The sequence below is a fragment of the Amycolatopsis sp. NPDC101161 genome (genome assembly GCF_044768185.1).
GTDB lineage: Bacteria > Actinomycetota > Actinomycetes > Mycobacteriales > Pseudonocardiaceae > Amycolatopsis.
The window spans coordinates 967,417-992,301 of sequence record NZ_JBIWPI010000005.1 but is presented as its reverse complement, the minus strand read 5'-3'; the positions used below and the strand labels follow the sequence as shown (position 1 = coordinate 992,301).

Here is a 24,885-nt window from a genome sequence, read left to right as displayed (position 1 = left end):
GCGGCGGACGGAATTCAAGGAAACGTCGCGAACGGTCCTTTCGCGCTATTCGGTTGCGCGGAGCGTGACCGAACCGGCAAGCTGAAGCGCAACCGGCAGGGAGCCGGGGCGAAGAGCGGGGAGGTGCCGTCGTGATGGATGTCCGGGCCCTTTCGCGCCCTCGCCCACCCGCCCCCCGGAGCTGACCACGCGCCCGGTGGGGCACCCCTGACCAAGGAGAACCCCACCAGTGCGCATGCACGACTTCGAAGACTTCGACGACCAACCCACCCGTCGCCGCCAGGCGCGGTCGCGCCGCCAAGGGCGGTTCGAGGAACCCGAGCCCACCCGCAGCGGCCGGCTCACCGAAGGCGAACGCGTCCGGCTCGCCAAGCTGCGCGACGACGCCTACACCGAAAACCAGCTCCCGGACGGCGCCGACCGCTGGTCCACCTGGGACGACGCCGAACACGGCCCGCTGCCCCGGCCGGAGTGGGTGGTCACCGAGCTCGCCGCGGTCGACACCGACCTCGGCGTCCTCAAGACCGGCAAGGAGGCCGACGTCCACCTGCTGCGCCGCGGCCTGCCCGGCACCGCCGGCACGCTGCTCGCCGCGAAGCGCTACCGCAGCGACGAACACAAGCTCTTCCACCGCGACGCGGGCTACCTCGAAGGACGGCGGATGCGCCGGTCCCGCGAGATGCGCGCGATCGAGCACCGCACGGCGTTCGGCCGCAACCTCATCGCCGAACAGTGGGCCGTCGCGGAGTTCGCCGCGTTGAGTCGCTTGTGGACGCTCGGCGCGCCGGTGCCGTACCCGGTGCAGCGCAACGGCACCGAACTGCTGCTGGAGTTCCTCGGCGAGGACGACGGGACGGCCGCGCCGCGGCTGGCCCAGGTGCGGCCCGACCCGGACGAGCTGAAGGACCTGTGGTTCCAGGCCACGGCGGCGCTGGAGCTGCTCGCCTCCGAGGGGCTCGCGCACGGCGACCTCTCGGCGTACAACCTGCTGGTGCACCGCGGCCGGCTGATCGTGATCGACCTGCCCCAGGTCGTCGACGTCGTCGCCAACCCCGGCGGCGCCGAGTTCCTCGCCCGGGACGTGCGCAACCTCGCCGGCTGGTTCCACGGCCGCGGCCTCGGCGAGCACGTCACGAACACCGACGGCCTGCTCGCGGACCTCGTTTCCGCGGCCGGGCTCGGGTAGCCGGGGCGGCGGCGTCGCGGCTGTGGCGTGGAACACGTCTGCGACGCCGCCCACAACCGGTTACCTCCATGCGGAGGACCAGCTCCCCTTCAGGTACAGTGAACACAGACCGCAACCGGCGGCGTGGATGTAGTTGGTGTCCGTCGCCTCCAAAGCCACCGAATGGCTCGCGGTGATCCGTAACCCCCAAGCGGCGCGCAGTGTCGGAAAAGCGCAAGACACAGTGTGCCGGGTCCGTCCCTGTGAACGCCCACTGCACACCATCTTGCCCTGCCTGCGCGCGGGGAGCCCGGGCCTCCTTGTGACGAACCATGTCCGAGAGGCATTTGTGACCGTCACGTTCAACTCCGGCCCTTCCTCGACGTCCGCGCGCGCGGACCGTCCCGACCGCAAGCCGCGCACCCGCCCGGCCGGTGGGGACATGCTGCGCGACGACGCCGTCGAGCTCGTGGCCACCAAGACCTTCGCCGAGCTGGGCCTGCCGGAGCAGCTGCTCCGCGCGCTCGCCGACGCGGGCATCACCACCCCGTTCCCGATCCAGTCCGCGACCATCCCGGACGCCCTGAGCGGCCGCGACGTGCTGGGCCGCGCCCAGACCGGCTCCGGCAAGACGCTCGCCTTCGGCCTGGCCATGCTGGCCCGGCTCAACGGCGGCAAGGCCCGGCCGAAGCGCCCCCGCGCGCTGATCCTCGTCCCGACCCGCGAGCTGGCCATGCAGGTCGCCGACTCGCTGACCCCGCTGGCCAAGTCGCTCGGCCTGTGGTGCCGCACGGCCGTCGGCGGCATGGCCTTCGCCCGCCAGGCGGACGCGCTGTCCCGCGGCGTCGACCTGCTGATCGCCACCCCGGGCCGGCTGTCGGACCACGTCCGGCAGGGCACCGCACACCTGGGCGACTGCAACTTCATCGCCCTCGACGAGGCCGACCAGATGGCGGACATGGGCTTCATGCCGCAGGTCCGCGAGATCCTCGACCTCACCCCGCCGGGTGGGCAGCGCCTGCTGTTCTCGGCGACGCTCGACGGTGACGTCAACCGCCTGGTCCGCCAGTACCTGACCGACCCCGTGACGCACTCGGTCGCGCCGTCGACCGCGAGCGTCACGACCATGGACCACCACGTGCTCCAGGTCTCGCACCAGGACAAGCAGGACGTCATCACGCAGATCGGCGCCCGCGAGGGCCGCACGATCATGTTCGTGCGGACCAAGCACCACGTCGACCGCCTCGCGGAGCGCCTGCGCGAGCAGGGCGTCAACGCGGCGGCGCTGCACGGCGGCAAGACGCAGGGGCAGCGCAACCGCGTCCTCGCCGACTTCAAGGAAGGCCACACCCCGGTGCTGGTCGCCACGGACGTCGCCGCGCGCGGCATCCACGTCGACGACATCTCGCTGGTGCTGCACGTCGACCCGGCGGCCGACCACAAGGACTACCTGCACCGCGCCGGCCGCACGGCCCGCGCCGGGGCGTCCGGCGTGGTCGTCACGGTGGCGACGCACGACCAGCGGCGGATGGTCCGCAGGCTGACCGACCGCGCCGGCGTGCGCGCGGAGTCGACCACGGTCCGCCCGGGCGACCCGGAGCTGTCCCGCATCACCGGCGCCCGCGAGCCCAGCGGCGAGCCGGTCGTCGAGCGTCGGCGCGAAAGCCCGCGTCGCGGCGGCGGTGGCTTCCGCGGTGACCGCGGAAGCTTCGGTGGCTCGAACCGTGGCGGCGAGCGCGGCGGCTACAGCCGTGGCGGCGAGCGCAGCTACGGCGACCGTGACCGTGGTGGCGAGCGCGGCGGCGACCGCGGCAGCTACGGCCAGGGATCCCGCGAAGGCCGTTCCGGCGGCTTCGCCGGCCGCGGCCGGCAGCCCCGCTCGGGCAACGGCGGTGGCTACGGCCGCCCGAGCCGTGGCCCGCGTCGCGGCTACGACAGCTGATTTCCCTCAGGAAGCCCCGGACTCCGGTCCGGGGCTTCCGGCGTTTCCGGGCCCTGGTTCACGGCCACGCGAACGGCGAGTGGGAGACTGCGGGACGTGACTACGCCGCCGACGCCCCCGCCCGATGAGGTTTTCGACTGGCTCGACGTCGAAGCGGAGAAGCGGGCGAACGCGGGGCTCGTGCGGCAGCTGCGGCCGCGTCCCGCGCAGGCGGACGAGCTCGACCTGGCCGGCAACGACTACCTCGGGCTGGCCCGCGACAAGCGCGTCGCCGGGGCCGCCGCGGCCGCCGCGCTGCGCTGGGGCGCCGGGTCGACCGGATCCCGGCTGGTCACCGGATCGACCGAGCTGCACACCGAGCTCGAGCTGGAGCTCGCCCGGTTCTGCGGCGCGCAGGCGGCACTCGTGTTCTCCTCCGGCTTCGCCGCGAACCTCGGCGCGGTGACCGCGCTGTCCGGGTCCGAATCGGCGATCGTCACGGACAAGTACATCCACGCTTCCCTGATCGAAGGCTGCCGGCTGTCGCGCGCCGACGTCGCCGCGGTCGCGCACTCGACGCCGTCGGCGATCAAGCACGCGCTGTCGACCCGGCGGAAGCCGCGGGCGCTGGTGGTCACGGACTCGGTGTTCTCGGTCGACGGCGACCTCGCCCCGCTCGGCGAGCTGGCCGGGATCTGCCGCGAGCACGGCGCGGCGCTGCTCGTGGACGACGCGCACGGCTTCGGCGTCCTCGGCGAAGGAGGGCGGGGCGCGGTCCACGCGGCCGGGCTGTCCGGCGCGCCCGACGTCGTCACGACGTTGACGCTGTCGAAGTCGCTCGGCGCCCAGGGCGGGGCCGTGGTCGGGCCGCGGCGGGTGATCAAGCACCTCGTGGACACCGCGCGCAGCTTCATCTTCGACACCGCGCTGGCGCCCGCGAGCGCCGCGGCCGCGCTGGCCGCGTTGCACGCGCTCAAGGAAGAGCCGGGGATGGCCGAGAAGGTCGTCGAGAACGCCGGCAACCTGGCGATGTCGCTGAAGGCGGCCGGGCTGAAGGCGAGCCTGCCGGACGCGGCCGTGATCTCGGTGCAGGCGCCGTCCGCGGAGACGGCGGTCGCGTGGGCGGCGGCGTGCGCGGAGCACGGGATCCGGGTCGGGTGCTTCCGGCCGCCGTCGGTGCCGGACGGCATTTCGCGGCTGCGCCTGACCGCGCGGGCCGACCTCACCGAGGCCGACGTGGACCGCGCGGTGAAGGTGATCACGGCGACCGCGCCGCGGGGCGCGACGGTCTAAGCCAGCGCTTCCGCCACCGGCAGCGGCTCGCGTCCGAGGAGTTCGCCCAGGCGGGGCCCGGTTTCCGCGAAGTCGCCCCGCCGCCCGGCGGTGAACAACGTCAGCAGCAGGCGGGCCATGGCCTCGGGCGTGCCGGCCGCGATCCGGTCGGCGACCCACTGCTCGTCGCCGACGACCACGCGTTTGACCTCGCGACCGGTGCGGTCGGAGGCGATCGCGGCGAGGTCGTCGAAGGTGACGGCGGTGGGCGCGGTGAGGGTGACGGGACCGTCGACGGCGTGCCCGGCGAGGATCACCGCGGCCGCCTCGGCGACGTCCGCGCGGTGGGTCCACGAAACCGGGCCGTCTTCGGGCGCGGCGATCTCGCCGGTCTCCCGCCACGGACCGAGCAGCCAGCCGAGGCTGTGGGCGTAGAAGCCGTTGCGCAACGACGTCCAGGCGACCCCGGAACCCGCGAGGATCTCCTCGGTCGCCGCGTGGTCGCGAGCCGGCGCGAACGCGCTGCCGAGGCGCACGTTCTGGTGGCTGGTGTAGAGGATCCGCCGGACGCCCGCGGCGACGGCGGCTTCGATCGCGGCGCGGTGCAGGGCGACGCCGTCGGCGGCCGGGTCGTTGGACGACACCAGCAGCACCTGGTCCGCGCCTTCGAAGGAGGCGCGCAGAGCAGCGGGGTCTTCGTAGGAGCCGGGCCGCACCCGTACGCCGCGGTCGGCGAACGACTGCGCCTTCGCGACGTCACGCACGCTGACACCCACCTCTTCGGCCGGGACGCGGGTGAGCAGGTGCTCGACAGTGGCGCCGTTCAGGGCGCCGGTCGCGCCGGTGATCACGATCATCGCGGGGATTCCCCTTTCAGCAGCGGCAGCAGGATGTCGTCGACGAGGTGCTCGACGAAGGGCTCGTCGCACGGCTCTCCGGCGACGACCAGCCGGTGGACGAGCATCGCCGGGACGATCTCGGCGAAGAGCGCGGCGCCCCGCGCGTCGAGGAGCCCGCCTTCGCGTGGACGCCGGGTCATCGCGGCCTGGTCGCGGTGCAGGATCCGCCGCATCGCCGCGGCGAGGTCCGGATCGCCCCGCATCCCGGCGAAGAGCGCGCCGAGGAGGCCTACCTCCTGCTCGGCGATCTCCCGCGCGAGCCAGTTCGCCGTCTCCAGGAGCGCGCCGCGGAGGTCGCCGGCCGAGGGATCGGGCGGGGTGCCGCCCGCGCGGTCGTCGACGGCCGCGGCGACCAGCGCGGCCTTGCCGGGGTAGCGGCGGTAGATCGTCGCCTTCCCCACCCCGGCCGCCGCCGCGACGGCTTCGATCGACAACCGGTCGTAGCCGACGTCGATCAGCAGCTTCAGCGTCGCGTCGAAGATGACGACGTCGCGACCGGCGTCCCGCGGTCGTCCCGGCACGGCCTCTCCCCTCGATACGAAACGGTACCGTCTCGTATCGAGAGTAGGCCTGATTCCGGATCCTGTCGAGGAGGCGTCAGGACGGCAGGCGGCGCATGCGGATGTGCGGGATCCCGTCGTCGTCGGTGTACTCCGCGCCTTCCGCGACGAAGCCGTAGCGCGCGTAGAAGCCCTGGACGTACGTCTGGGCGTCCAGGACGTACTCGCCGGGAACGGTGAGGGCCGCGTCCATCAGCTGGGCCGCGAGGCCCTGGCCGCGGGCCGACGCCGCCGTCACCACGCGGCCGATGCGGCGGACGCCGTCCGGGTCGAGCAGGACCCGCAGGTAGGACGTGACGCCGTTGTCGTCCGCGAACCACAGGTGGCGGGTGTCCGGCCGGAGGTCACGGCCGTCGAGCTCCGGGTAGGCGGCCTTCTGCTCCACCACGAACACGTCCACGCGCAGGCGGAGGATGTCGTGGAGCTCGGCGGCGGTCAGTTCGGGCCCGGTCGCGTCGTGCAGGGTCGGCATGTCCCCTGCTTAGCACGGTCAGCCGAAGATGCGGGGCTTGGCCTGGGCTTCGATGTCGGCCGTGTACGCCGAAACGCGCGTGTAGACACCCGGCTTGCCGGCCTTGCCGCAACCGTCGCCGAAGGACACGATCCCGATCAGCGTGTCACCCACCACGAGCGGGCCGCCGGAGTCGCCCTGGCACGCGTCGACACCGCCCTGCTCGTACCCCGCGCAGACCATGGTCTTCTGGTCGTACACGGAATAGTCCGAGCGGCAGGCGCTGTCCGAGACCACCGGGACCTGGGCGCTGCGCAGGTAGTCGGACCGGTCGCCGCCGTCGGCGATGCGGCCCCAGCCGAGCACCGTCGCCTGGGTGCCTTCGCGGTACGAAGCCGCGTCACCGCTGTCGGGCAGCTTCGCCGGCCGGTAGTCGAGCTGGCCGCGGACGGTCATGACCGCGATGTCGTCGCCCTGCGTCGGATCGCTGTAGCCCTTGCTGATCCAGACTTTCGCGACACCCAGGACCTGACCGTCGTCCGTGCGCTTGTCTTCGCGACCCGCCACCACGCGGACGTCCTGCTTCGCGACCGCCTTGGCGCAGTGCGCCGCCGTCGCCACCGCCGTCGAGCTGACGATCACCGCACCGCAGTACTGGTTGCCGCCCGCGTCGGTCAGGTAGACCGCGTACGGGTGGTCCGACAGCGAAGCCTTGTCGCCGCCCACGATCCGCGGCTGGTTGGCCGAAGCCGGGTCCGCCGACGCCGTGCCGACCACCACCGGGACGGCCACCGCGGCGACCGCGAGGAGCGCGCCGCTCGCGAGCAGCAGGGATCGGCGGGACTTCACGGACATGGGACTTTCCCCTCTTCGGAGCACGACAAGACAGAGCACTCGGCACCCGGATGACTCCGGTGCGTGAACAACGTGCGCTCAATACCCTAATCCGAGGGGGCCCAAAACGGTGTCACTGGAACGGGTGGACTCCGCGCGGACCGGCCGTCTCTGCCAAGCTGACCGGATGCGACGGAGAGCGGCGGCGGCACTCGGGGCGGTCCTGGCCCTGACGACGGCCGCGTGCTCGGCGGAAGTGCCCTCGACGCCGCACCCTGTGCCCGCTTCGACCACGACGCCGGCCACTTCGGCGCCGGCCCCGGCGAGGGTCACGACGGCACCGGCGGGGGCACCGGCCGCGCCCGCCGTCACCTGGCAGGTGGGTGCCCACCCGCTCCCCCTCCGCGCCGACGGCTTCGGTGAGATCGAGCCGACGCCACCCGAACTGGTGAACCGGGCACTTCCGACAAAAGACATCCTTCCGCCGCCGGCCGGCGACCGGTACGCGGCCACGATCAGCGCCGTGCCCGCCGACGTCCTCGCGCGCAGCACCTGGCAGCCCGCCTGCCCGGTGCAGGCGGGCGACCTGCGCTACCTGACGATGTCGTTCTGGGGGTTCGACGGCCGCGCACACACCGGCGAGATGCTGGTCAACGCGCAGGGCGCCGCCGGGATCACCAAGGTCTTCGGGCAGCTGTTCGCCGCGCACTTCCCGCTCGAAGAGATGCGCGTGACCAGCCCCGCCGAGCTGACCGCGCCGCCGACCGGCGACGGCAACAGCACCAGCGCGTTCGTCTGCCGCCCGGCCCGCGGCCAGACGACCTGGTCGGCGCACGCGTACGGGCTCGCGGTGGACGTCAACCCGTTCTGCAACCCCTACACCCAGGGCGCCCTCGTGCTCCCCGAGCTGGCCTCGGCCTACCTCGACCGCGCGAACCGCCGTCCGGGCATGGTGCTGGCCGGCGACGCGACCGTGCGCGCGTTCGCCGCGATCGGGTGGAGCTGGGGCGGCGCCTGGACCACCCCGAAGGACCGGATGCACTTCACGGCGACCGGCCACTGACCACGTAATACGACGTTAAGCACAAGTGGGAACACGCGGTTCGCGGAGACGGTTGGCTAGGGTGAACCGACCGGACCGAGCCCCGCGGAGGATGCAGTGCCCCACTACGACCTGGTGATCGTCGGGACGGGATCGGGGAACTCCATCCTCGGCCCCGACTTCGCCGGCAAGAAGACGGCGATCGTGGAGAAGGGCACCTTCGGTGGCACCTGCCTGAACGTCGGCTGCATCCCGACGAAGATGTTCGTGTACGCCGCCGATGTCGCGTACACGCCTTCGCACAGCGCGAAGTACGGCGTCGACGAAGAGCTGAAGGGCGTCCGCTGGCGCGACATCCGCGACCGGATCTTCGGCCGGATCGACCCGATCGCCGCCGGCGGCGCGGAGTACCGCCGCAGCCACGAGGACAACGCGAACGTCGACGTCTACGAGGGCACCGGCCGCTTCACCGGGCACAAGGAGCTGCGCGTCAGCTTCGCCGACGGCCGTCCGGACGAGGTGCTGACCGCCGACGAGTTCGTGCTCGCCGCGGGCGGGCGCCCGGTGATCCCGGACATCCCGGGCCTCGACGACGTCGAGTACTACACGTCCGACACGGTGATGCGGCTCGACGAGCTGCCCGAGCGGATCGTCATCCTCGGCGGCGGGTACATCGCGGCCGAGTTCGCGCACGTCTTCGCGTCGTTCGGCGTGCACGTCACGCTGGTCAACCGGTCCGGGCGCCTGCTGCGTTCGGAGGACGAAGAGGTCAGCGCGCGCTTCACCGAGCTGGCTTCGCAACGCTTCGACGTCCGCCTGGACCGCAAGACCGTCCGGGCGCGCAAGACCGGCAACGGCGTCGCGCTCGACCTCGAAGGCCCGCAGGGCGCCGAGACCGTCGAGGCCGAGCTGCTGCTGATCGCCACCGGCCGCCGCCCGAACTCCGACCTCCTCGACGTCGCGGCCACCGGAGTGACCACAATGGACAGTGGGCACGTCGTCGTGGACGACTACCAGGAGACCGTGGTCGAAGGCATCTACGCCCTCGGCGACCTGTCCTCACCGCACGAGCTGAAGCACGTCGCGAACCACGAAGCCCGCGTGGTGCAGCACAACCTGGCGCACCCGGACGACCGGATCACCGCCGACCACCGGTTCGTGCCGCACGCGGTGTTCACCCACCCGCAGATCGCGTCGGTCGGGCTGACCGAGCAGAAGGCGCGCGAGAAGGGCGTCTCCTACGTGACCTCGAAGCAGGACTACGCCGGGATCGCGTACGGCTGGGCGATGGAGGACACGACGGGCTTCGCGAAGCTCCTGGCCGACCCCGCGACCGGCCGGCTGCTGGGCGCGCACATCATCGGGCCGCAGGCGTCGTCGGTGATCCAGCCGCTGATCCAGGCGATGAGCTTCGGCCTGGACGCGCGGTCGATGGCCCGCGGCCAGTACTGGATCCACCCGGCGATGCCCGAGCTGGTCGAGAACGCGCTGCTCAACCTGCCCCTGGACTGACCCGGATCAGAGGGTGACGGACCAGGTGTCGAGGGTGCCGGTGTCGCCGGGCCCGTAGTCGGTGACGCGCAGCTGCCACGTGCCGGCCGCCGGGGTCGCCGTCGCCGGGACGCTGAAGGTGCGCGCGCCGCTCCACGGTGTGCACGTGCTGCCGCCGCTGTACTTGAGCGCGTACGCCTTGCCCTTCGGGTCCAGCAGCGTGATGCCGAGGTCTTCGGCGCACGTGTGCCGGATGGTCAGCGAGACGCCGATCGTGGCGGCCGCGCTGCCGGTGAGCGTCGAGGTGATCGGGCTGAACACCTGCTGGTAGTCGCGGATCGCGTAGTCCGTGTCGTTGGTCAGCGTCCGGCCGCCCGGCGCCGGGCCGCTGCCGGTGACCAGGGTGAGCTGCCACTTGCTCAGCGCCTCGATGACCGGCTGGAACAGGGACATGTCCCCGTCGGACGGGTTGTCCACGCACTGCGACGGGCCGCCGTCGTGCAGGCCGGTCGCCTTGTCCCCCAGCAGCCAGCCGCCGCTCGAGTCACCGCCGAGGGAGCACGCCGTCGTCCAGGTCAGGTCGTCGATGACCAGGCCGCCGCCGTAGTCGACGGACTTGTGCGTGTACTTCACCTCGCCGCACTGCCAGTGCGAGGTGTTGCCGGAGTGGCAGACGCGGTCGCCGACCATCGCCTCGGCCGCGCCGGTCAGCGTGACCGCCGGCTGGCCCCAGGTGTTCACCGAAGCCGACAGGGTCCAGCCAGGCTCCGTCACCGCGACGACGCCCATGTCGCCTTCGCGGGCGTTGACGCTGTGGGTGCCGCCGACGTTCGACGTCCCGATCCGGTTCTGCTGCCCCGAAGCGCCGTACGCGGCTTGGTCGCGGTCGTTCGTGCAGTGGCCCGCGGTGAGGAAGTGCTTGGCACCACTGGCATCCGTCACGGGGAAGCCGACCGAGCAGTTGCTCTCGCTGCCGGGCCACCACGGGTTGCCGGTCTGGATCGTGCCCGACTGCTGCCGCGGCGACGTCGCCGTCTCGGTGATCCGGACCCCCAGATCCCGCACGCGCGAAAGGAAACTCTCGGTCGCCGCGGTCTTCTTCGTCCGGTCGACGTCGACGCCGACGTCGTTGCCGCGGACGTCGACACCCCAGCCGTAGACGCCAGGGACACCCGCACCCACCAGCGCCCGGACGGCCGCGTCAGTGCGGTCCAGGTCGGCCTTACTCCGCCCGATCACCTGCGCCGCGGCGCCCACCGCACGCGCCTGACCAGCGGCTTCGGCCGTCGTGACGGCGACGGTCAGCCGGCCGGTGGCCGCGTCGAACCACTGCCCGGCGGCGTGCGCGCGGACCGCTTCGGGCAGCGACGCGGCCAGCCGGTGCGCCCGGTCCTGCGCGGCGAGCTGCGCCCGGGCCTGGTCGGTGGACAGCCCGAACGCCGCGGCGACGCCCGCCACCTCGGCGTCGGGGTGGTCCGGCGCCGCTTCGGCGGGCGCGACACCCAGTCCCAGGGCGGCCAACGCGGCCACGCCGGCGACGGAAACGAATCTGCGCATCGGTTTTCTCCTCGGATCGGCGAGTGGAGTGCGCAGACGGTAAGCCGCCGGAAAGGCGGTTTTGAAGATCCGCAAGTCTTTAACAGTTAACTGGCCAGTCCCATTCGAAGCCGTACCGGCCGGGACCGAAGTTCAGCGCAACCCCGTGCACCGCACCGGATTCCGGCACGACGTCGGCGGGTTCGCCGGGCTCGGCGAACCGGCGGCACACCGCCGGAACCGCCTCCGGCGAGAACCGGATTTCGAGCACGTATTCGCGGACCGGCAACCGGAACTTGCGTTCGTAGTTCGTCGCGACCGGGTGCGGCGCGCGATTCACGAGCGTGTGTTCGGTGAGCACCGTTTCGCCGCGCAGCAGCGGCCGGCCGAAGAGCAGCTCGACGACGAGGAGGCCGTCTTCCGGCCGGTGGACGCTGCGGCCCGCGTGACAGCCGCGCAGCGAGTTCAACTCCGGCAGCGGCCGGTCGTGCTCGTCCAGGTGCAGGATCACCACCCACCGGTCCGGGCCGTCGGCCTCGGCCCGCAGCACCTGCCGCGACCGGATCTCCAGCTCTTCCCGGCCCGGGCCGACGAGGACGACGTCGTGCTGGCTCAGCCGGGTCAGCCGCTCGTCCCACCGGGTGTCCACATCGGACACCGCGGCGTCGATGCGCCGGCCGTCCGGCCAGAACCGGCCGATCTCCGCGGGCGCGGCCCGGCGCACCCGCGGCGGCCCGAGCAACGCGACGAGCGAGCCGGCCGGCACCTCGAGGACGGCTTCGAGCTGACGCAGCCCGCGCACCGAATCCCGCCGTTCCGGACGGCTGCGGCCGGACTGCCAGTAGCTCAGCGTCGCCGTCGTGACCGTGACCCCGCGGAGCCGCAGGTGCTCGCGCAGCCGGTCCAGGCTCAGCCCGCGGGCGCGGATGGCCGCGCGCAGGGCGGCGTCGAACGGGCCCTCGCGCAGCAACGTCCCGAGGTCCGGCGACGGCACGGCCACCGGATGATCTTAAGCCGCGCGGACCCGGGCGAACCGCGTTAACAGTTGAGAATCAGACGAACCGGCGGCGCCCGGCGAGCGCGCCGAACACCACCTGGACGACCAGCAGGCCGAGCAGCATCGCCAGCGGCACGGTCCAGCCGTGCGCGAGGTCGTGCAGCAGGCCGAAGAGGAACGGCCCCAGCGCGGCGAACAGGTAGCCGAAGCCCTGCGCCATGCCGGACAGCCGCGCGGTGTCGGCGCCGGTCCGCGCGCGCAGCGCGATCACGGTCAGGGCCAGCGAGAACACGCTCATGCCGAGCCCGACCAGGATGCTCCACAGCAGCGGCGACCACGACGGCGCGAGCATCAGCCCGGTCGTCCCGGCGAAGCCGAACACGCCGAGGCCCACGATCCACGGACCCTGGCCACCGCGGGCGCGGGCCGCCATCGGCGCGATGAAGAGGCTGATCGGCACGGCGATCAGCGAGACCAGGCCGAACAGCAGGCCGGCCTGGTCGCGGGACACGCCCGCGTCCATCAGCACCTGCGGGAACCAGCCCATCGCCGCGTAGGCGTAGAAGGCCTGCAGGCCGAAGAACACCGTGACGATCCAGGCGAGCCGGTTGCGCAGCAGCGAGCGGCCACCGGCGGCGCCGGCGGCGGGCCGCGGCACCCGGCCGGTGCCGCGGGCTGCGAGAATCCACGCCAGCAGCGCCACGACGGCCACCACCGCCCAGCTCCCGAGCGCCGGGCGCCAGCCGCCGAACGCGTCGCCGAGCTGCGGGGTCACCGCCGACCCGAGGGCGCCGCCGCCCTGCAGGGCCGCCGTGTAGACGCCGGTCATGACGCCGATGCGGGCCGGGAAGGAGTCCTTGATGACGACCGGGATGAGCACGTTGATCAGGGCGATCCCGGCGGTCGCGACGAGCGTCCCGCCGAGCACGACGGCCGGGCCGTCGACCACGCGCAGCACCAGCCCGGCCGCGAGCGCGCCCAGCGCGATCGCGATGGCGGCGCCGATGCCCGCCCGGCGAGCGAGCAGCGGCGCGGCCAGCCCGGCACCGGCGAAGCAGAGCGTCGGCAACGTCGTGAGCACGCCCGCCCAGACCCCGGACGTCCCCAGGTCCGCGCGCATTTCGGCGAGCATGGGCCCGACGCCGGTGATGGCCGGGCGCAGGTTGAGCGCGGTGAGCACCACCGCGACCGCGAGCAGCGCGCCGGCGGCGACCACGCCCGGCGTCCGGACCTCCACGGCGCCGTCCAGTTCGAGTTCACGGTTTTCGACGCGCATGACCGCTACTATCGCATACGTAGGATGATTGGATGAAGGGATGACTCCTGTGCCTCTGGCCACCACCCGGCGCACCGGCCTGGTCGACCAGGTCATCGAGCAGCTGCGGACCGCGGTCGCGCAGGGCGACTGGCCCCTCGGCACGCGCATCCCGACCGAGGTCGAGCTGGGCGAACAGCTCGGCGTCGGACGCAACACCGTCCGCGAAGCCGTGCGCGCGCTCGCGCACACCGGCTTGCTCGAAGTGCGCCAGGGCGACGGCACGTACGTGCGCGCGACCAGCGAGGTGTCCGGGGCGATCCGCCGGCTTTGCGGCGACGAGCTGCGCGAGGTCCTGCAGGTCCGGCGCACCCTCGAAGCCGAAGGTGCCCGGCTCGCCGCGTTGTCGCGCACCGAGGAGGAGGTCGCGGACCTGTGGTCGCTGCTGGCCCGCCGCGAGACCGAGCTGCGCGAACGGCGCTGGGAGGACTTCGCGCACACGGACGCCGAGTTCCACATGGCGGTCGTGCGCGCGGGGCACAACGGCCTGCTCACCGAGCTCTACCGCGGGCTGACCGAGGTCATCACGGCGAGCGTCGCGGCGACGTCGAGCATCACGCCGGGCGTGGACCACGTGCCCGAAATCGGCCATGAAGGCCTCGCCGACGCCATCGCCGAGCGCGATCCCGACCGCGCCGCGGCCGAGGCCTGCGGGTTCCTGGACGAGCTGCTGGAGCGCGTCGAACGCGCCTGACCAGCGCGTTCTCCCTGTTTGGCACCACTTCTGACCCTTAAGGGTGCCAATTCAGGGTTGTCGTGGTGCCATCGTGGCGCCATAGTTGTGCCATGGACCTGACACCACTCGTGGACAGCCTCCGCCGCGAGTTCGCGGTAGCCGCCGAGGCGGCCGGCGAGGAAGCTGTCGCCTTGGCCGAACGGCTGGCCTCCCCGCTGGAGGCCGCCATCCGGCTGACCCTGCTCGACACCCTCTCGGCCGCGGCCGACGAGATCACCCGCGACCTCGCGCCCGGCTCCGTCGAAGTCCGCCTTCGCCGCCGGGACGCCGAGTTCGCCGTCACGCTCCCGCCGTCACCCGCCGCCGAGCCGGCGGCTCCGGAGCCCGTCGCCCTGCCACCGGAAGCCGACGACGGCGCCGTCTCCCGGATCAACCTGCGGCTGCCCGAGCAGCTGAAGCAGCGGGTCGAGGAGGCGGCGAGCCGGGACCGGCTCTCCACCAACGCCTGGCTCGTCCGGGCCGCGACCGCCGCGCTCGGCCCCGACCGCGGCCGCCCGACCCAGCGCCGGTCGGTGTTCGGCGAGAAGTACACCGGCTGGGTTCAGTAACCCCCTTCGCTTTTCCCACACGTCTCCGACCTGCGGAGACGCCCCACGAGCACCCCAGGAGGGCGCAGCCATGCCTGTTTTCCCCACCCCCGAGCCGATCACGGCCACGATCGACGTCAGCGTCGCGGACGTCCGGATCGTCGCCGGGGACCGCGCGGAGACGACCGTCGAGGTCACCCCGGCGGACCCGGGCGACAGCGAGGACGTCAAGGCCGTCGCGAAGACCCGCGTCGAGTTCGCCGGCGGTGAACTGCTGGTCAAGGGCCCGAAGTACGTCACCAAGCTGTGGGGCAAGGGCGGTGCGCTGCACGTCACCGTCGAGCTGCCGGCCGGGTCGCGGATCACCGGCACCGCCGCGATGGGCGACTTCCGGGTCGGCGGCCGCGTCGGCGACAGCCGCTTCAAGACGTCCGTCGGCGACATCCACCTCGACGAGGCTGCCCGGCTCGAGGCGAGCACCGCGACCGGCGACGTCAGCGTCGACCGCGCCACCGGGCACGCCGAGATCGGCACCGGCTCCGGCGAGCTGCGGATCCGCGAGATCGACGGCACCGCCGTGCTGAAGAACTCCAACGGCGAGACCCGCGTCGGCGAAGTGACCGGCGACCTGCGGGTGAACGTCGCCAACGGCGACATCCTCGTCGACCTCGCCCACGCCGGCGTGCACGCCAAGACCGCGTCGGGCGACATCCGGATCGGCGAGGTCATCCGCGACCGGGTCGTGCTGGAGACCGCCGTGGGCGAGATCGAGGTCGGCATCCGCGAAGGCAGTGCGGCGTGGCTCGAGCTCAACTCCCTGACCGGCTCGGTGCGCAACACGCTCAGCGCCGCCGACGGGCCCGGGGGCAGCACCGAGACCGTCGAGGTCAAGGCCCACACCTACACCGGCGACATCGTCGTCCGCCGCGCCTGAAGACTCACGAGACAAAGGGGAAGATCCATGCCAGACGCCATCGTGGCCGAGGGACTGGTCAAGAAGTACGGGAAGGTCGCCGCGCTCGACGGCATGACGCTCTCGGTGCCCGAAGGCACCGTGCTCGGCGTGCTCGGGCCGAACGGCGCCGGGAAGACCACCACCGTCCAGATCCTCACGACGCTGCAGAAGCCGGACGCGGGCCGGGCGACGGTCGCCGGGTTCGACGTCGTCAAGGACGCGCCCGAGCTGCGTTCGCACATCGGCGCGTCGGGGCAGTACGCCGCCGTCGACCCGGAGCTGACCGGGGCCGAGAACCTCGAAATGGTCGGCCGGCTGTACCACCTCGGCACCAAGCGGGCGAAGGCGCGCGGCCGGGAGCTGCTGGCGCGGTTCAGCCTCGCCGACGCCGCCGACCGCCCGGTCAAGGGCTACTCCGGCGGCATGCGGCGCCGGCTCGACCTGGCCGGCGCGCTGGTCGCGAACCCGCCGGTGCTGTTCCTCGACGAGCCCACCACCGGGCTCGACCCGCGGGCCCGCACCGAGCTGTGGGACGTCATCACCGAGCTGGTCGCGAACGGGACCACGCTGCTGCTCACCACCCAGTACCTGGAAGAGGCCGACCGGCTGGCCGACAGCATCGCCGTCGTCGACCACGGGCGCGTGATCGCCCGCGGCACCGCCGACGAGCTGAAGGACCTCGTCGGCGGCGAGCGGATCGAGCTGACCGTCGGCACGCACGACGACGTCGTCGTCGCGCAGCGGGCGCTGGCCCGGCTGGCCAGCGGCGAGCCGCAGGCCGAAGGCTTCCGGCTCACCGTGCCCGTGTCCCACGGCGCGAAAGCGCTTACCGAGGCGCTGGCGCTGCTGGCCGTCGACGGCGTCGACGTCCGCGATGTCGGCGTCCGCCGCCCCACCCTCGACGACGTTTTCCTGTCTCTCACCGGTCACGAGGTGGCCGAAACCGCGAAGGAGGCCGTGTGATGAACGCGGTGCAGATGGCCGTGACCGACGGCGTGACGGTCGCCAAGCGCAACTCGATCAAGATCTTCCGGTCGCTGGACCTGCTCGGGTCACTCGTGTTCACGCCGGTGATGTTCGTGCTGCTCTTCGGGTACGTGTTCGGCAGCGTGATCGACATCCCCGGCCTGTCCTACCGCGAGTTCATGCTGCCGGGGATCTTCACCCTCGCGGTGGCGATGGGCGGCATCGTCACCGGCTACGGGCTGACCGACGACCTGCAGAAGGGCATCATCGACCGGTTCCGCTCGCTGCCGATGTCCCCGGCCGCGGTGCTGATCGGGCGGACCACCGCCGACCTCATCCTCAGCACGGCGAGCCTGCTCATCATGGGCCTGGTCGGCCTGCTGGTCGGCTGGCGCATCCACACGAGCGTGCTCGAGGCCCTGGGCGGGATCGTCCTGCTGCTGGCGTTCTCCTACGCGCTGTCGTGGGTGATGGGCGCGCTCGGCCTGGCCGTGCGCAAGCCCGAGGTGTTCAACAACGTGTCGATGGTGGTCGTCTTCCCGCTGACGTTCCTGGCCAACACGTTCGTCGACAGCGGCCGGCTGCCCGGCCCGCTGCGGGCGATCGCGGACTGGAACCCGGTCTCGGCGGTCACCCAGGCGGCGCGGGAGCTGTTCGGCAACACGAGCGCGGCCCTCCCGCCGCGCGACGTCTGGCCGATGCAGCACGCGCTCCTGGCGTCGGTGCTGTGGATCGCAGTGCTGCTGGTGGTCTTCGTGCCGCTTTCGGTGCGCTGCTACAAGAAGGCCACCAGCCACTGACTCAGGGCAGCGTGAGGATCTCGCTGCCGTCGGCCGTCACCACGAGGGTGTGCTCGAACTGGGCCGTCCACTTCTTGTCCTTCGTGGTGACGGTCCAGTCGTCGGACCAGATGTCGTAGTCGATGGTGCCCAGGGTGATCATCGGCTCGATCGTGAAGGTCATGCCCTCCTCGATGATCGTGTCGACGGAGGGCTCTTCGTAGTGCAGGACCGTCGGGGGCGTGTGGAACGCCGGGCCGACGCCGTGGCCGGTGAAGTCGCGGACCACGCCGTAGCCGAAGCGCTTCGCGTAGGACTCGATGACCCGGCCGATCACGTTGAGCTGCCGGCCCGGCCGGACCGCCTTGATCGCCCGCATCGTCGCCTCGCGGGTGCGCTCCACCAGCAGGCGGGCCTCCTCCGAGACGTCGCCGGCCAGGAACGTCGCGTTCGTGTCGCCGTGGACGCCGCCGATGTAGGCGGTGACGTCGATGTTGCAGATGTCGCCGTCCTCGATCACCGTCGAGTCCGGGATGCCGTGGCAGATCACCTCGTTGAGCGACGTGCAGCACGACTTCGGGAACCGGCGGTAGCCCAGCGTCGAGGGGTAGGCGTGGTGGTCGAGCAGGAACTCGTGCACCACCTTGTCGATGTCGTCCGTGGTGGCACCGGGCTTGACGGCCTTGCCGCCCTCTTCCAGCGCCTGCGCCGCGATCCGGCTCGCGACCCGCATCGCCTCGATCACCTCGGGCGTGCGCACGCCGCTGCCGGTGTCCCGCTTCGGCGCCGGCTTGTCCACGTACTCGGGACGGGCGATGGAGGTCGGGACTTCACGGCGGGGCGTCTGGACGCCGGGAACCAGCGGGGCACGAACGGACATGCCCCCACTTTACGACGGTCCGCTCAGCCGATCCCCGCCAGGAACCGGTGCGCGGCCTGCACCGCCGGTTTCGACGACCCGGCTTCGGTGAGCAGCACGGCGAACGCCAGGTCGCCGCGGTAGCCGACGAACCAGCCGTGCGAGCGGGAGCCGTCGCCGAACTGGGCGGTGCCGGTCTTGCCCGCGACGTCCGGGATGTCCCGCAGCCCGGTCGCGGTGCCGCTGGTGACGACCTCGCGCATCATCCCGCGCAGCGCGTCGAGGACGTCCTGCGACGGCGCGTCGCCGACGTTCTTCGTGGTCGCGGGCATGCCCCGGATGATCGACGGCGTCGGCACCTTCCCGGCCTGGACGGTGGCCGCGGCCATCGCCAGGCCGAACGGGCTGGTCACGACCGTGCCCTGGCCGAAGCCGTTCTCCGCGCGCTGGACGGCCGAGTCGCTGGCCGGGACGGCGCCGGTGACCGTGGTCAGGCCGGGCACCACGAAGTCCGCGCCGATGCCGAACGAGCGGGCGGCGTCGGTGAGCGCCGAAGACGGCAACCCGGCGGCGAGCCGGGCGAAGGTCGTGTTGCACGAGCGCGCGAACGCCGTCTTCAGCGGGACGCGCCCGAGGTCGAACCGGCCTTCGTTCGGGATGACGCGGTTCTCGATCGTCGTCGTGCCGGGGCAGTCGACCGGGCTGCCGGACTCGACGTCACCCGCCGCCAGCGCGGCCGCCGCCGTGACGATCTTGAACGTCGACCCGGGTGGGAAGCGGCCGGCCAGCGCCAGCGAGCCTTCCTCGTTCGCGGCGTCGTTCTGCGCGACGGCGAGGATGTCGCCGGTCGAGGGCTGGATCGCCACCAGCGCGGCCGGGTACTGCTCGGTGTCGAGGGCCTTCTCGGCGGCGACCTGGATCTTGGTGCTGAGCGTGCTGGTGACCGCGGGCGACGGGCGCGGCGGCTCGGCCCGCAGCTCGGACACCTCGCCGCCGGTGACGTCCCGGGTGACGATCCGCCAGCCCGCCGCCCCGGCCAGCTGCTGCTCGACCAGCGTGCGGATGCCGGGGAGGACCTGCTGCCCGGAGCCGCGCGTGACCGGCAGCAGCCGTTCCTGGCTGGCGAACCGGACGCCGGGCAGGTCGTAGATCACCGGCTTGACGCGCTGGTAGTCCCCGGCCCGCAGGGTGATCACCGAGTAGGCGTCGCCGGGTTTGGTCTTGCTCATGCCGTCCAGCACCGAGCGTCCGGTGACCGACGGCTCGTACCGGTGCAGCGCCCTCGCGAGCGAGCCCGCGACGGCGCTCGCGTCGCCGGCCTTCTGCGGGTCGACGACCACGCCGATGACGGTCTGCGGGCGCATCAGCGGCACGCCGTCGCGGTCGAGGACCGGCGCGGTTTCGGGCAGCTGCGGCAGCAGGCCGAGGGTCTGGCCGACGGCCAGCTGCGGGTGCACGACCGTCGGCTGCCAGTGCACCTGCCAGCCGTTCTCGGCCGCGCGCAGCAGGGCGTCGGCGCGGTAGGTCCAGGTGCGGCCCTGGGCGAGGTGCCAGGTGAGCTGGTAGCTCGCCGTGACGGTGTCGCCGCTCGCCGGCTCCTTGACCTCTTCGTCGTCGACGTCGAGGGACTCGGGTTCGAGCACGCCGCGGACCTGGTTCAGCACGGTCGTGGCGGCGTCGGGCGAGTCGGTGTTCGCGGCCGCGGTGGCGACGTCGCCGGCCGCCACGGCGTCGAGGAAGGCGGACAGGGCGTCTTCGGGACTGTCGCCCGAGCACCCGGCCGTGGTCGCGGCGGCGAGCAGCAGCACCGCGAGCGCACCACGGCGTCGACGTGCACTCATGGCGGGATGATGCCTGGTCAGCGCGGTGTCGCGGCCCTGAAACGCCGCCACGGAAGAGTGGCTAGAAGAGCACCGTGGCGTACTGGCCGACCTGCTTGAAGCCGATCTTGCGGTAGGCGGCGAGGGCCGGGGTGTTGAAGGCGTTGACGTACAGGCTGGCGGTGCGGCCCAGGCCGCGGACGAGCCGGTTGACGACGGCGGCCGTGCCGGCGGTGCCGAGGCCGTCACCGCGGCGGTCGGGGTGCACCCAGACGCCCTGGATCTGGCCGACGGTCGCCGACATGGCGCCGATCTCGGCCTTGAAGACGACTTCGCCGTTTTCGAAGCGGGCGAAGGCGCGCCCGGCGCCGATGAGCTCGGTGACGCGGGCGCGGTAGCTGGCGCCGCCGTCACCGCTGCGCGGGTCGACGCCGACCTCCTCGATGAACATGGCGACGGCCGCGGGCAGGTAGCGTTCGAGCTCGTCCGGCCGGACCGCGCGGACCTGCGGGTCGGCCTTGACCAGCGGCTGGGTGTCCAGCGCCAGCAGCGGCTGGTCGTCGCGGACCTCGCGGGCCGGGCCCCACTCGCCTTCGAGCTCGTCCCACAGGCCGAGGACCTGCTCGGCCGGGCCGACGAGCGAGGAGCAGGTGCGCTGACGGCGGAGGGCGCGGTCGGCGAAGGAGCGCAACGCGGGCGCGTTGCCCCGCAGCGGGATCAGGTTGGGCCCGGAAAAGCACAACCCTTGGAGCCGCCCGGCGCGAACCGGCCGGCTGTCGGCGGCCCAGAGCTCGCCACCGAGCCGCCACGGGTCGAGGCCCGCGGCCTCGACCCGGGCGCTGACCATGCAACTGCCCACCGGGTCGGCGGCGAGCGCGGCACGGACCGCCGGATAGTCCCGATCATCGAGCAGCCGTGCACCTGCAAGCCGCAACACGGGCTCCAGGGTGCCAGATTCGGCCGGTAAACGGAACGCGAGGCCGTCGACACGGTGAGATGAACAGCTCGGGTCGGGCTCCGGGGGCAGAATCGGCGCAGCGGAGGAGGCCGGCGCGCTGCGGTCAGGCTCACGCTCAGCGGTGAGCCGTGCCCGGGTCGCGCTCGCCGGAGACTGCCCCGAGCAGCGGCGAGCCGCGCCCCTGCCGCTCGCCGGAAGCCGCCCCCACGCAGCAGCGAGCCACGTCCCGTTCGCGCTCGCCGGAGGCCGCCCTGCCCAGCGGCGAGCCACGCCCGCGCCGCCCGCCGGAAGCCGCCCCCACGCCACAGCGAGCCGCGGCCCCGCTCGCACTCGCCGGAGATCGCCCCGCGCAGCGGCGAGCCACGCCTGCGCCGCCCGCCGGAAGCCCCCCCCCCGCGGCCGCCGTGGTCAGGGGGCGCCGCGGTAGGTGCCGATCGTCCAGGCGTTGCCCTCCGGGTCGCGGAGGCTGAACGTGTGCGAGCCGTACTCGGTGTCCGTCAGCTCTGCCGTCACCTCCGCGCCCGCGGCCTTCACGCGCTCGTGGATCTCGTCCACCTTGTCCGACACCACGTACACCGCGCCGGTGCCGGGGTTCATCGCGTCGTGCACGCCGTCCGGGCCGCGGACGCTGCCCAGCATCACCGCGCCGCCCTCGGGCCAGCGCAGCTCGGCGTGCGCGATCAAGTCACCTTCGGGCACCACCAGCGTCTCGGTGAAGCCCAGGACGTCGACCAGGAAACGGACCGCGGCCGGGGCGTCGTCGTAGCGGAGGGCGGGCCACACGTTCGGTTCAGGAGTCATGCCCGGGAGTCTTGCCCCGCTGCGACCTCCTCGTCTTGGAGGAACGGGAGCTCCTCGGCGATCCACGTCCCCGGTGTGCACCCGGCCAGCGCGCGCCACTCGTTGGTCAGGTGCGCCTGGTCGTAGTAGCCGCACTCGACGGCCAGCCCGGCCAGGTCCGTGCGCCCGCGCCGCAGCAGCCGGCCGGCCCGCTCGAACCGCAGGACCCGCGCCACCTGCTTCGGGGCCAGCCCCAGCTCCGCGCGGAACCGCTCCCCCAGGTGCCGGCGGCTCCAGCCGACCTCGCCCGCCAGGTCCGCGACGCGCACCCGCCCGTCCGCGCCCCGCATCCGGCGCCACGCCTCCCCCAGCTCGGGCGGCGGCGCCACCGGTTCGACGGCCCGCGCGGCCAGCACGTCGTCGAGCAATCGGAACCGTTCGTCCCAGCTCAGGTCGCGCAACCGGTCCGGCAGCGTCCCCAGGCCGAACTCGGCCAGGTCCACCACTTCCCCGCTCAGCTCCGCCGCCGTGACGCCGAACAGCGTCCGGACGCCCAGCGGGTCCAGCTCCAGCTGCAGCCCTTCCTGCACGCGGTCCTGCCGGATCAGCACCGCGCTCGTGTGCAGGCCGCCGACCAGCGCCTGCAGGGCGTGCCCGGCCATCCGCACCGGCCCGGCGAGGCTGATGACGAGCGTCACGTGCCGGGACGGCAGCCCGCGGTGGACCGGCAGCGTCACCTCGCTCTGCGCGTACCCGACATAGCGCGTGACCAGGGGCCGCACCACCGGGTGCGGCTGGTGAATGGCCCAGGTCACGCTCACGAATGCCAGCGTAAACGTCACCACCGACAGTTCCCGGTCTGCTAACACGGAGAGTGCGTCCCCACCGCGGAAGGAACCACCCGATGACGATCCAGGAACAGGCGCAGCAGCTGGAGCTGCTCGCCGACCAGGTGCCCACCGGCATCGCGCTCGCCACCAAGAGCGACCTCGAAGACCTGCAGGCCCAGGTGCTCGGCCTACTCGGGGAGACCTCGACGGCGACCGCCATCCAGGGCTCGATCCAGCTGGCGTCGCAGCAGATCGACGAGGTCGCCGCCGCGCTGGAGAACGTCCGCCTGCAGATCCGCGACGCCGCCCAGCACCACCTACAGGGCTGACTCGTAGTAGGAGTGGACCGCCGGCTGGCCCGTGTAGTTGGGGCCGGCCCGGTCGTCCGCACCGAGGTAGCGGAAGGGCAGCGAGCCGTTGAAGGGGCTGTCCCGCCGGATCCGGTGCGCTCGCGAGTCGTACGTGAAACCCGCTTCGCGCAACGAACGCAGGACCCGGCGAGCCCCGCCGGGCGCCTCGATTCCCGCGACGTCGAAGTTCGCCACGAACACGCCGCCGTCGCCCAGCCAGGACGCCGCCCGCAGCAGCGCGCCCAGCTTGTCGCCGACGTAGTGCAGCCCGTGGACGCAGGTAACGAGGTCGAACCGGCCCGAGGGCGTCCACGTCGTGATCGACGCCGTTTCGAACCGCACGGGCCCGGCCGCCGCGAAGTAGCCGACCAGGTCGACGCCGGTGATGTCGAGGTCCGGCCGGGCCGTCGCGGCGTCGAGCAGCGCGCGCCCGCTGCCGCAGCACAGGTCCAGCCAGCGCGCGCCCGGCGGCAGGCCCAGGATGTCGAACCCGAGCACCCGCGAGTAGCCGTCACGACCGGCCAGCCGCCGCTCGCGGTTCATCGCGACGTTGGCCACCACGGACGACGCCTCCAAAGCGTCGTCCGTCAGTAACTCAGCCAGCGGTGACGACCGGGGCGCCCTCGCCGAGGGTCTCGCCCGCTTCTTCGGCGATGCGCATGGCCTCTTCGATGAGCGTCTCGACGATCGCGTGCTCGGGCACGGTCTTGATGACCTCGCCCTTGACGAAGATCTGGCCCTTGCCGTTGCCCGACGCCACGCCGAGGTCGGCCTCGCGGGCCTCGCCCGGGCCGTTGACGACGCAGCCCATGACGGCCACGCGCAGCGGGATCTCCATGCCCTCGAGCCCGGCCGTGACCTGCTCGGCCAGCGTGTAGACGTCCACCTGCGCGCGTCCGCACGAAGGGCAGGACACGATCTCCAGCTTGCGCTGCTTGAGGTTCAGCGACTGCAGGATCTGGATGCCGACCTTGACCTCTTCGACCGGCGGCGCGGACAGCGAGACGCGGATCGTGTCGCCGATGCCCTGGCGCAGCAGCGCGCCGAACGCGACGGCCGACTTGATCGTGCCCTGGAACGCCGGGCCCGCCTCGGTGACGCCGAGGTGCAGCGGGTAGTCGCACTGCTCGGCGAGCAGTTCGTACGCGCGCACCATGACCACCGGGTCGTTGTGCTTCACCGAGATCTTGATGTCGTGGAAGTCGTGTTCGGCGAACAGCGACGCCTCCCACAGCGCCGACTCCGCGAGCGCCTCCGGCGTCGCCTTGCCGTACTTGTCCATGATCCGCTTGTCCAGCGAACCGGCGTTGACGCCGATCCGGATCGGCGTGCCGTGGTCCTTCGCGGCCTGCGCGATCTCCTTGACCTGGTCGTCGAACTTCCGGATGTTGCCCGGGTTCACGCGCACCGCGGCGCAGCCGGCCTCGATCGCGGCGAAGACGTACTTCGGCTGGAAGTGGATGTCGGCGATCACGGGGATCTGCGACTTGCGCGCGATCGCGGGCAGCGCCTCGGCGTCGTCGGCCGACGGGCAGGCCACGCGGACGATGTCGCAGCCCGCGGCGGTCAGCTCGGCGATCTGCTGCAGGGTCGCGTTGACGTCGGAGGTGAGCGTCGTCGTCATCGACTGGACGGAGATCGGGAAGTCGCTGCCGACGCCGACCGGGCCCACGTGGAGCTGGCGGGTCTTGCGGCGCTCGGAGAGGACGGGCGGGGGCAGGGCTGGCATACCGAGTGCGACGGTCACGGCCTCCAGCGTACCTACCCCGACCGGGCCACCTTCACCAAGTCAACCGTCACGGTGAGCAGCGTTACGGCCTGTGTGCCACACCACGGAGGGGC

25 protein-coding genes are annotated in these 24,885 nt (G+C 72.5%); 11 read left to right on the top strand and 14 right to left on the bottom strand.

The window, feature by feature from the left end; genetic code table 11:
- Nucleotides 1-229 precede the first annotated feature (229 nt).
- The 3 genes from ACIRSS_RS38160 (at nt 230) to ACIRSS_RS38150 (ending at nt 4,379) form a co-directional block, all read left to right on the top strand.
- On the top strand, nt 230-1,186 hold the full coding sequence (locus tag ACIRSS_RS38160; RefSeq protein ID WP_400903870.1) for a serine protein kinase RIO: 957 nt from the start codon (nt 230-232) through the stop codon (nt 1,184-1,186).
- A gap of 328 nt (nt 1,187-1,514) precedes the next feature.
- Nucleotides 1,515-3,107 carry a DEAD/DEAH box helicase gene (locus ACIRSS_RS38155; RefSeq protein WP_400903869.1) on the top strand — a complete coding sequence of 531 codons (1,593 nt, stop codon included), beginning with the start codon at nt 1,515-1,517 and terminating at the stop codon, nt 3,105-3,107.
- A 96-nt stretch (nt 3,108-3,203) separates the two neighbouring features.
- Entirely contained in the window at nt 3,204-4,379 is a 1,176-nt protein-coding gene (locus tag ACIRSS_RS38150; RefSeq protein ID WP_400903867.1) for an 8-amino-7-oxononanoate synthase, read from the top strand.
- Here ACIRSS_RS38150 and ACIRSS_RS38145 read toward each other — a convergent pair.
- The 4 genes from ACIRSS_RS38145 to ACIRSS_RS38130 all read right to left on the bottom strand — a co-directional run bounded on the left by ACIRSS_RS38145 (nt 4,376) and on the right by ACIRSS_RS38130 (nt 7,123).
- A complete protein-coding gene (locus ACIRSS_RS38145; RefSeq protein ID WP_400903865.1) occupies nt 4,376-5,215 on the bottom strand; it encodes an NAD(P)H-binding protein in 840 nt (279 codons plus the stop codon). The two genes, ACIRSS_RS38150 and ACIRSS_RS38145, sit on opposite strands and share 4 nt — an antisense overlap.
- A complete protein-coding gene (locus ACIRSS_RS38140; RefSeq protein ID WP_400903863.1) occupies nt 5,212-5,778 on the bottom strand; it encodes a TetR-like C-terminal domain-containing protein in 567 nt (188 codons plus the stop codon). The genes ACIRSS_RS38145 and ACIRSS_RS38140 overlap by 4 nt, the downstream gene beginning before the upstream one ends.
- A 76-nt stretch (nt 5,779-5,854) precedes the next feature.
- A complete protein-coding gene (locus tag ACIRSS_RS38135; RefSeq protein WP_400903862.1) occupies nt 5,855-6,289 on the bottom strand; it encodes a GNAT family N-acetyltransferase in 435 nt (144 codons plus the stop codon).
- Between the two features lie 18 nt (nt 6,290-6,307).
- On the bottom strand, nt 6,308-7,123 hold the full coding sequence (locus ACIRSS_RS38130; RefSeq protein WP_400903860.1) for a S1 family peptidase: 816 nt from the start codon (nt 7,121-7,123) through the stop codon (nt 6,308-6,310).
- A 166-nt stretch (nt 7,124-7,289) separates the two neighbouring features.
- Between ACIRSS_RS38130 and ACIRSS_RS38125 the strand changes: the two genes are divergently transcribed.
- Both ACIRSS_RS38125 and ACIRSS_RS38120 read left to right on the top strand, forming a co-directional pair.
- Nucleotides 7,290-8,165 (top strand): M15 family metallopeptidase, encoded by an 876-nt coding sequence (locus ACIRSS_RS38125; RefSeq protein WP_400903859.1) that lies wholly within the window; start codon nt 7,290-7,292, stop codon nt 8,163-8,165.
- Between the two features lie 96 nt (nt 8,166-8,261).
- Nucleotides 8,262-9,656 carry a mycothione reductase gene (locus tag ACIRSS_RS38120; RefSeq protein WP_400903857.1) on the top strand — a complete coding sequence of 465 codons (1,395 nt, stop codon included), beginning with the start codon at nt 8,262-8,264 and terminating at the stop codon, nt 9,654-9,656.
- 6 nt (nt 9,657-9,662) lie between these two features.
- On the opposite strand, the gene ACIRSS_RS38115 is transcribed toward ACIRSS_RS38120, so the two are convergent.
- The 3 genes from ACIRSS_RS38115 to ACIRSS_RS38105 form a co-directional block, all read right to left on the bottom strand.
- Nucleotides 9,663-11,192: a proprotein convertase P-domain-containing protein gene (locus tag ACIRSS_RS38115; protein WP_400903856.1), complete on the bottom strand. Its 1,530-nt coding sequence runs from the start codon at nt 11,190-11,192 to the stop codon at nt 9,663-9,665.
- A gap of 79 nt (nt 11,193-11,271) precedes the next feature.
- On the bottom strand, nt 11,272-12,171 hold the full coding sequence (locus tag ACIRSS_RS38110) for an XRE family transcriptional regulator (protein WP_400903855.1): 900 nt from the start codon (nt 12,169-12,171) through the stop codon (nt 11,272-11,274).
- 52 nt (nt 12,172-12,223) lie between these two features.
- Nucleotides 12,224-13,444: a CynX/NimT family MFS transporter gene (locus tag ACIRSS_RS38105; protein ID WP_400903853.1), complete on the bottom strand. Its 1,221-nt coding sequence runs from the start codon at nt 13,442-13,444 to the stop codon at nt 12,224-12,226.
- Between the two features lie 49 nt (nt 13,445-13,493).
- Here ACIRSS_RS38105 and ACIRSS_RS38100 point away from each other — a divergent pair, with 49 nt between their 5' ends.
- The 5 genes from ACIRSS_RS38100 to ACIRSS_RS38080 all read left to right on the top strand — a co-directional run bounded on the left by ACIRSS_RS38100 (nt 13,494) and on the right by ACIRSS_RS38080 (nt 17,467).
- Entirely contained in the window at nt 13,494-14,177 is a 684-nt protein-coding gene (locus ACIRSS_RS38100; protein WP_400904049.1) for a FadR/GntR family transcriptional regulator, read from the top strand.
- A 92-nt stretch (nt 14,178-14,269) separates the two neighbouring features.
- Nucleotides 14,270-14,767, top strand: coding sequence for a hypothetical protein (locus ACIRSS_RS38095; protein ID WP_400903852.1), 498 nt, complete (start codon nt 14,270-14,272; stop codon nt 14,765-14,767).
- 70 nt (nt 14,768-14,837) lie between these two features.
- Nucleotides 14,838-15,680 (top strand): DUF4097 family beta strand repeat-containing protein, encoded by an 843-nt coding sequence (locus ACIRSS_RS38090; protein WP_400903850.1) that lies wholly within the window; start codon nt 14,838-14,840, stop codon nt 15,678-15,680.
- A 27-nt stretch (nt 15,681-15,707) separates the two neighbouring features.
- Nucleotides 15,708-16,664 carry an ATP-binding cassette domain-containing protein gene (locus tag ACIRSS_RS38085; protein WP_400903848.1) on the top strand — a complete coding sequence of 319 codons (957 nt, stop codon included), beginning with the start codon at nt 15,708-15,710 and terminating at the stop codon, nt 16,662-16,664.
- On the top strand, nt 16,664-17,467 hold the full coding sequence (locus ACIRSS_RS38080; protein ID WP_400903847.1) for an ABC transporter permease: 804 nt from the start codon (nt 16,664-16,666) through the stop codon (nt 17,465-17,467). Before ACIRSS_RS38085 ends, ACIRSS_RS38080 begins: the two co-directional genes overlap by 1 nt.
- 1 nt (nt 17,468) lies before the next feature.
- Here ACIRSS_RS38080 and map read toward each other — a convergent pair whose 3' ends face one another.
- The 5 genes from map to ACIRSS_RS38055 form a co-directional block, all read right to left on the bottom strand.
- Nucleotides 17,469-18,326, bottom strand: a complete 858-nt coding sequence (gene map / locus ACIRSS_RS38075; protein WP_400903845.1) for a type I methionyl aminopeptidase — start codon at nt 18,324-18,326, stop codon at nt 17,469-17,471.
- Between the two features lie 23 nt (nt 18,327-18,349).
- Complete coding sequence (locus ACIRSS_RS38070) at nt 18,350-20,146, bottom strand: penicillin-binding transpeptidase domain-containing protein (RefSeq protein WP_400903844.1); 1,797 nt, start codon at nt 20,144-20,146, stop codon at nt 18,350-18,352.
- A 61-nt stretch (nt 20,147-20,207) separates the two neighbouring features.
- Nucleotides 20,208-21,062 (bottom strand): GNAT family N-acetyltransferase, encoded by an 855-nt coding sequence (locus ACIRSS_RS38065; RefSeq protein ID WP_400903842.1) that lies wholly within the window; start codon nt 21,060-21,062, stop codon nt 20,208-20,210.
- Nucleotides 21,063-21,491: 429 nt separating this feature from the next.
- On the bottom strand, nt 21,492-21,884 hold the full coding sequence (locus ACIRSS_RS38060; RefSeq protein WP_400903841.1) for a VOC family protein: 393 nt from the start codon (nt 21,882-21,884) through the stop codon (nt 21,492-21,494).
- Nucleotides 21,881-22,684: a helix-turn-helix domain-containing protein gene (locus tag ACIRSS_RS38055; protein ID WP_400903839.1), complete on the bottom strand. Its 804-nt coding sequence runs from the start codon at nt 22,682-22,684 to the stop codon at nt 21,881-21,883. The genes ACIRSS_RS38060 and ACIRSS_RS38055 overlap by 4 nt, the downstream gene beginning before the upstream one ends.
- 83 nt (nt 22,685-22,767) lie before the next feature.
- Here ACIRSS_RS38055 and ACIRSS_RS38050 point away from each other — a divergent pair, with 83 nt between their 5' ends.
- On the top strand, nt 22,768-23,022 hold the full coding sequence (locus tag ACIRSS_RS38050) for a hypothetical protein (RefSeq protein WP_155545387.1): 255 nt from the start codon (nt 22,768-22,770) through the stop codon (nt 23,020-23,022).
- On the opposite strand, the gene ACIRSS_RS38045 is transcribed toward ACIRSS_RS38050, so the two are convergent.
- Together ACIRSS_RS38045 and ispG are read right to left on the bottom strand one after the other, a co-directional pair.
- Complete coding sequence (locus ACIRSS_RS38045) at nt 23,011-23,619, bottom strand: class I SAM-dependent methyltransferase (protein WP_400903837.1); 609 nt, start codon at nt 23,617-23,619, stop codon at nt 23,011-23,013. The genes ACIRSS_RS38050 and ACIRSS_RS38045 overlap by 12 nt on opposite strands.
- A 19-nt stretch (nt 23,620-23,638) precedes the next feature.
- Nucleotides 23,639-24,772, bottom strand: a complete 1,134-nt coding sequence (gene ispG, locus ACIRSS_RS38040; protein WP_400904047.1) for a flavodoxin-dependent (E)-4-hydroxy-3-methylbut-2-enyl-diphosphate synthase — start codon at nt 24,770-24,772, stop codon at nt 23,639-23,641.
- Between the last annotated feature and the right edge of the window lie 113 nt (nt 24,773-24,885).